The sequence below is a fragment of the Brevundimonas sp. genome (genome assembly GCF_036659295.1).
Taxonomy (GTDB): Bacteria; Pseudomonadota; Alphaproteobacteria; order Caulobacterales; family Caulobacteraceae; genus Brevundimonas.
In genome coordinates this window covers 1-3,811 of sequence record NZ_JAVXCU010000139.1, presented here as the reverse complement: position 1 = coordinate 3,811, position 3,811 = coordinate 1, and the positions used below count along the sequence as shown (strand labels likewise).

Genomic DNA, 3,811 nt, shown 5'->3' with positions numbered 1-3,811 from the left:
GGGCCAAGCGCGCATGGACCGTCAATGGTCAAGGTCTGGACGAGCTGACCACCACAGGCCCGACCGAGGTGGCCGAATGGAAAGACGGCAAGGTCACCCGCTTTAGCGTCACGCCCGAGGACGCAGGCCTTCCCCGCGCGACACTGGCCGACATCCAAGGTGGCGATGCCGAGGTCAATGCCGCGGCCCTGCGCGCGCTTTTGAATGGTGAAAAAGGCGCTTACCGCGACATCGTTCTGATGAATGCTGCGGCGGCCCTTATCGTGTCGGACAAGGCCGAAACCTTGAAACAGGGCGTCGAAATCGCCGCCGCCGTTATCGACGATGGCCGCGCCCTTGCTGCGCTGGACGCCCTCGTCCGCGCCTCCCATACGCCAGTAGAGACCGAAGTATGAGCGACATTCTGGACCGCATCGCCGCCTATAAGCGCGACGAAGTCTCTACCCGCAAAGCCGCCATCACCATTGATGCACTCGAGGCTCTGGCCAAAGGAGCGTCGGCCCCGCGCGGCTTTATGAACGCGCTGGCCGCAACGGCTGAGAAAACAGGCCGCCCCGCCCTGATCGCCGAGATCAAAAAGGCCAGCCCGTCCAAGGGGCTGATCCGTCCCGACGATTTCGACCCGCCCGAACTCGCGCGCGCCTATGAGCGCGGCGGTGCTACCTGCCTGTCCGTTCTGACCGATGGCCCCAGCTTCCAGGGCGATGACAGCTATCTGGTCGCGGCCCGTGAGGCCGTGGCCCTGCCCTGCCTGCGAAAGGATTTCCTCGTTGATCCGTGGCAGGTGGCCGAGAGCCGCGCTCTAGGGGCCGACTGCATCCTGATCATCATGGACATGATCGACGACGCGGTTGCCGCCGACCTGCTGGCCGAGGCCGACCGCTTCGGCATGGACGCCCTGATCGAAACCCACGACGAGCAGGAAATGGCCCGCGCCAGCAAACTGGTCGATGGCCGCGACAACGCGCTGATCGGCGTCAACAACCGTTCCTTGCGCACGTTCGAGGTCGATCTGGCCAATACCGAAACGCTGGCCCTGCTGGCCCCGCCCAGCGCGCTTCTGGTGGCAGAGAGCGGTATCTTCACCCCCGAAGACGTCGCCCGCGTCGCCTCTGCCGGCTCCAAAGCCATCCTCGTCGGCGAAAGCCTGATGCGTCAGGCCGATGTGGAAGCGGCGACTAGGGCTTTGCTGACTTAAGCAAAGCTACGCTATATCGACCAACGCAATAACCGTGTTATTATTTGATTGCCGGAACCAAAAGGAGCGCGTCGTTGGTTCGATGAGCCAACTGGATGGAGACTTCCGGAAACTCCGTTCCTTTGCAGCCGTGCTGCAGCGGATCCAAGTCGTGATGACAAGGACAACCGCGAGGAGGATAACCAAGCGGAGCCTTGGAAGCCCTACTGCAGAGGGCTAAATTGGGCCGATGATTGCCTAAGAACGGCGGTTAAACCGTTCAAATAGGTGCGCTTTTCGCACACCCCTTGGGTCTGCGGCGCCGCGACCCGGAGGTTCAACCGATGGTTGACGTTCAGGTCAATGTCGACGTCAAGGTCGACGTAGCGAAAATTATCCGCGCCTCGGCGTGGCTAATTTTCGCAATACTCGTCTTGATTATATGACGGAAGTGGAGGTCCTAGCGGCCTCCACTTTTCCCATCACAAATCATCCACGATCTGCTCTGCCGCCTGAGCCTCTTCTCTCAACCACTTCACAAACAGACGTGCCGGTTCCGAGACACTGCTGCGGCGGGTGAGGACGTGGTAGGCCATGTCGGTCGTCAGAGCGCCCTCGGCAAATGGCGCAACGAGGCGGCCCGAAGCCAGATCGTCGGCCACAAACGCATAGGGGGCCAGCGCCACGCCCTGTCCGTGAATGGCGGCGTCGATAGCCAGCGCGGTCTGGTCCACGCGGGTGCCGGATGACACGTCCACTTCCTTGACCTTGTGCGTTTTGATCCACATCGCCCAGTCTGGGCGCTGCTCCTCCAGTTCACCGGGGCGCAGATGGATCAGGACGTGGTTTTTCAGGTCCGAAGGTTTTTTCAGCGCCTTGGGCCCCGTCATCAACTGTGGCGCACACACAGGGATCACATCGGCCCCGATCAGGCGCTCGGAGCGCACGCCCGTATAAGGCCCGCGCCCGTAACGCACCGCCACATCCACGCGCCCGCCCGCCACGTCCGTCAGGCGCATATCCGCCGACAGCCACAACTCCACCTCGGGATGGGCGGCGCTAAAACGTGCGATCCGCTGGGTCAGCCATTTGGAGGCAAAAGATGGCGGCACCGATACCGACAGCGCAAAGCGGCGGTCAGGGCGATACAGCAAATCCCCTGCCCGCTTCAGATAATCAAACCCGTCTCGCAACAACGGATAAAGCTCGGCCCCCAACTCGGTCAGGGCGATCTGGCGCCCCTCGCGGTGGAACAGGGGCGCACCGGCATGCTGTTCCAGAATGCGGATTTGCTGGCTGATCGCACCGGGCGTCACCGACAGTTCTTCGGCGGCGCGGGTGATGTTCAAACGACGCGCTGCGGCCTCGAACGCCTTGAGCGAGTTCAGCGGCGGCAGGCGGCCGTCCAGTGGGCTTTCCTTGCTCATTGGCCCATCCATTCGGCGGTCGGCAGGTTGCGGCTACGCAAATAGGCCGGATCATAAAGCTTGGTGGCGTATCGCTGGCCGTTGTCGCACAGCACGGTCACGATGGTGTGGCCCGGCCCCATGTCCTTGGCCATGCGGATGGCACCGGCCACGTTCACGCCGCTGGACCCGCCAAGGCACAGGCCCTCACGCTGGACCAGATCGAACAGCACGTACAACAGTTCCTCGTCGCCGATCTGATAGGCGTAATCCACCGCATCCAGCCCCGTCAGGTTGCCGGTGATGCGGTTCACGCCGATGCCCTCGGTGATGGAGGAGCCCTCGCCCTTCAGCACACCTTCCTTGAAGTAAGAATACAGCGCCGCACCCGGCACATCGGCCAAGCCGATCTTCAGGTCGGGGTTATGCTCTTTCAGATAGGTGGTGGTGCCGACCAGCGTGCCGCCGGAACCAACCGCACAGATAAAGCCGTCCACCTTACCGCCCGTCTGTTCCCAGATTTCAGGGCCGGTGCCTTCATAGTGCGCCAGACGGTTCGACAGGTTGTCGAACTGGTCGGCATAGAATGCGCCGTGCGGTTCGGTATCGTTGAGTTCTTCTGCCAGTCGGCGCGAGAAATGCACGAAGTGGTTGGGGCTGCTGAAAGGGGCCGGATCGACCTCGATCAGCTTGGCACCGTGCAGACGCACCGCCCGCTTCTTTTCCTCGGTCTGGGTGCGCGGCATCACGATCACAACCGGATGACCCAACGCCGCCCCGACCATGGCCAAGCCAATGCCGGTATTGCCCGCCGTGCCTTCCACAATCGTACCACCAGCCTTCAACGCCCCGCTGGCCCGCGCTTTCAGGATGATGCTAAGGGCAGCCCGATCCTTGATCGACTGCCCCGCATTCAGAAACTCGGCCTTGCCATAGATGCCGCACCCCGTCGCCTCCGACGCAGCCTTCAGCCGCACCAAGGGGGTATTGCCAATCAGGCCCAGGACATCAGACGCGACACGCATTTAGAATTCCGCACTGCAAAAGGAGGTTTGCTACCCTGATGCACTTAGGCAGGCTTTAGGAAAACTAACAACATGAAAGCTGGGTTTAATTTATAGAATCACCGGTATTCTAAGATTGTGAAAAAACCTACGTAGCGATTGTGCAAATGAAAATCAGCAAAACTCAAATAGATCGCGCTGGAATCTCAATGAGCGATGACAGC

The 3,811-nt window shown here is 61.3% G+C and carries 3 protein-coding genes and 1 pseudogene; 2 read left to right on the top strand and 2 right to left on the bottom strand.

The features are described 5' to 3' along the window. Window positions 1-395, top strand: a pseudogene (locus RSB01_RS13780) (anthranilate phosphoribosyltransferase); the annotation flags it as partial. After that, complete coding sequence (gene trpC, locus RSB01_RS13775; RefSeq protein WP_332590546.1) at window positions 392-1,198, top strand: indole-3-glycerol phosphate synthase TrpC; 807 nt, start codon at window positions 392-394, stop codon at window positions 1,196-1,198. The pseudogene RSB01_RS13780 and the gene trpC, both read left to right, overlap by 4 nt. A gap of 461 nt (window positions 1,199-1,659) precedes the next feature. On the opposite strand, the gene gcvA is transcribed toward trpC, so the two are convergent. Both gcvA and RSB01_RS13765 read right to left on the bottom strand, forming a co-directional pair. Beyond that, window positions 1,660-2,604: a transcriptional regulator GcvA gene (gcvA, locus tag RSB01_RS13770; RefSeq protein ID WP_332590545.1), complete on the bottom strand. Its 945-nt coding sequence runs from the start codon at window positions 2,602-2,604 to the stop codon at window positions 1,660-1,662. Further along, complete coding sequence (locus tag RSB01_RS13765) at window positions 2,601-3,608, bottom strand: cysteine synthase A (RefSeq protein WP_332590544.1); 1,008 nt, start codon at window positions 3,606-3,608, stop codon at window positions 2,601-2,603. The genes gcvA and RSB01_RS13765 overlap by 4 nt, the downstream gene beginning before the upstream one ends. Between the last annotated feature and the right edge of the window lie 203 nt (window positions 3,609-3,811).

Excerpts from the sequence above, each read along its gene's own strand:
- RSB01_RS13765 (WP_332590544.1), bottom strand. The coding sequence starts at position 3,608 with ATGCGTGTCGCGTCTGATGTCCTGGGCCTGATTGGCAATACCCCCTTG.
- gcvA (WP_332590545.1), bottom strand. The coding sequence starts at position 2,604 with ATGAGCAAGGAAAGCCCACTGGACGGCCGCCTGCCGCCGCTGAACTCG.
- trpC (WP_332590546.1), top strand. The coding sequence starts at position 392 with ATGAGCGACATTCTGGACCGCATCGCCGCCTATAAGCGCGACGAAGTC.